The 2,602-nt window shown below is 64.6% G+C and carries 2 protein-coding genes; both read left to right on the top strand.

Annotated features, from left to right (window positions below; all coding sequences use genetic code 11):
- The first annotated feature begins 157 nt into the window (after nucleotides 1-157).
- Complete coding sequence (istA, locus tag ACSFBL_RS35500) at nucleotides 158-1,771, top strand: IS21 family transposase (protein ID WP_435520483.1); 1,614 nt, start codon at nucleotides 158-160, stop codon at nucleotides 1,769-1,771.
- Nucleotides 1,758-2,519, top strand: coding sequence for an IS21-like element helper ATPase IstB (gene istB, locus ACSFBL_RS35495; protein WP_435520482.1), 762 nt, complete (start codon nucleotides 1,758-1,760; stop codon nucleotides 2,517-2,519). The genes istA and istB overlap by 14 nt, the downstream gene beginning before the upstream one ends.
- Nucleotides 2,520-2,602 lie beyond the last annotated feature (83 nt).

Here is a 2,602-nt window from a genome sequence, read left to right as displayed (position 1 = left end):
CCCCGAACGACACCCAAACTCCCCCACTTATCGACACGTAAATTCCTCCGTCCCGGCCATCGAGCCGTGACGGTATAGGGCGGCGCCGGCAACTGCCGGCAGTTGTCCTCCGGGCAGGACGCTTACTTTTCCCCCTCAGCCATGAGGGGAGAACGGAGTGAACGTCTTGAAGCCGCATTTGCAGACGACCATCTGGACCTTGTTGGCCGCCGGTGCCAGCCAACGGGAGATCGAGCGCGTCACGGGCATCGATCGCAAGACGATCCGCGGATACCAGAAGCGCTTCGCAGCCGTGGCGGCAAATTCCCCCGGGGTGTCGACCGGCCCCGGAGGGCAAATTCCTCCACCCTGTCTACCGACTCCGACGCCGGTGCGCTCGCCCGCAACGGTTTCGGCATGCGAGCCGCATCGCGGCTTCATCGAGGCGCAACTGCGACTGCGGCGCAACGCCATGGCCATCTATCAGGACCTGGTCGACCTGCACGGCTTCGCCGCCGGCTACGAGTCGGTGATGCGCTTCGCGCGCAAGCTTCGCCGCCACGAGCCCGAGCAATTCGATCGCCTGGAGTTCCTCCCCGCGGAGGAGATGCAGGTGGACTATGGCGAAGGCGCGCCGACGCGCGTGCCAGGCAGCGACCGCTATCGCAAGCCGCGGCTGTTCGTGGCCACGCTGCGCTATTCCCGGCGCAGCTTCCGGCGTGTCGTGTGGAAGTCCAGTCAGGAGACCTGGGCCCGACTGCACGAGCAGGCGTGGCGCTACTTCGGCGGATCATGTCACTACGTAGTCTTGGACAACCTGAAGGAAGGCGTCGTCAAGCCCGACCTGTACGAGCCGCAATTGAACTCGGTGTACGCGGCCACGTTGGCCCACTACGGCGTGGTCGCTGATCCGGCCCGCGTGCGAGATCCAAATCGCAAGGGTTCGGTCGAGAACGCGATCGGCCACACCCAGGCCACGGCCTTGCAGGGGCGGCGCTTCGAGTCGCTGCAGGAGCAGAACGACTTCCTTGAGCACTGGGAGACCCGGTGGGCCGCCTCGCGCATCCATGGCAGCGCACGCCGTCAGGTGCAGGCGATGTTCGAGGAGGAACGGCCGTTGCTGCAGGCATTGCCGGCGCAGGGCATGCAGTACTTCACCGACTCCCAGCGCACGGTCTGCGACGACAGCTGCGTGCGCGTCGATCACTGCAGCTATGCCGCACGGCCGGCGCCCATCGGCAGCCATGTGCTGGTGCGCGTGTTCGAGCACCGCATCGAGATCCGTGACCTGAAGACCCAGGCGCTGCTGCGCAGCCACGTCCGTGTCGAGCGCCCCGGAACCGTCGTGCTGCCGATGGAAGAGCGAGTGTTCAACCCTTCACGCGAGACCCGCCGCATCCTCAGGCAAGCCAAGGTGATCGGGGCTGACGCCGAGCGTCTGTGCGAGTTGTTGTTCGCCGTCGAAGGCCGCGTCGGCCAGCGCAAGTTGTGGGGCATCGTCCGCCTGGCCGATCGCTACCCGCGCCGTCTCGTCGACCGCGCTTGCGCGCAGGCGATGCACGACGGCATCCACAGCTACAGCTACGTCAAGAAGCTGACCGAGAAGATCGTCGCCGACGCATTGGCGGCCCTCGAACGCGCCGAAGAGCCTCGCCAGCTGGAACTCACGCTGACGCAGGAACACCCGCTGATCCGTCCCGCCGACATCTACGCCGAGTTGTTCTCCCGCTGTGCCGCGGCACAGCCTTCCTCTCCCTTGAAACCTGGAGGTACTGCACATGACCATCAATGAGATCGAACGTACGCTGCGCGAGCTGCGCCTGTCCGGCATCGCCGCGACCCTGAACACCCGCGTCATGCAGGCGCAGTCCTCCCAACAGCCGCTACTGGAGACGCTGGCAGGATTGCTGCAAGACGAGCTCGACCGGCGCCACTCCCGCCTGACCGAACGGCGCTTCAAGCAATCACGCCTCGATGAACGGCCCACGCTCGGCGACTTCGACTGGCGCTTCAATCCGAAGCTGCCTCGTCAGGCATGCTTCGAGCTGCACACGCTGAAGTTCATCGCCGACGGGGCCAACGCACTGATCATCGGCAAGCCGGGCACCGGGAAGTCGCATGTGGCCAAGGCGGTCGCCTACCAAGCCACCCTACAAGGCCATGATGTTCGCTACGTCGAGGCCGACAGCGAGTTCGCCCACTTCGCATTGGCAACCCCAAAGGAGCAGACCACGATGATGCGCGCGTACGTCGAATCCGATGTTCTTGTGCTCGACGATCTCTTCCTTGCACGGCGCATCTCAGACACCGCCGCCGAATTGCTCCAGACCGTCGTGCATCAGCGCTACAAGCGCCGCGGCAGCATCGTCGTGACCTCCAATCGCGTCGTGCAGGACTGGGGCAAGTATCTCGGCGACGCGACCATGGGAACCACCATCCTCGATCGATTGATGCATCGCTCAGTCATGCTCGAGTTCGAGGGAAAGAGCTACCGACTGAAGGAAGCCGCCGCACGCTTGGCCATCGCGGCCGAAGCCTGACCGATCAATAATGCAATCCCCGTGTCCTGCCTGGAGGAATTTAGGTGTCTACAGGTGGGGGAGTTTGAAGTGTCGTTCGGGGG

Source organism: Variovorax glacialis, from assembly GCF_051216375.1.
Classification (GTDB): domain Bacteria; phylum Pseudomonadota; class Gammaproteobacteria; order Burkholderiales; family Burkholderiaceae_C; genus Variovorax.
Note: the sequence above shows the minus strand (reverse complement) of the source record. Positions and strands in the feature narration are given on the sequence as shown.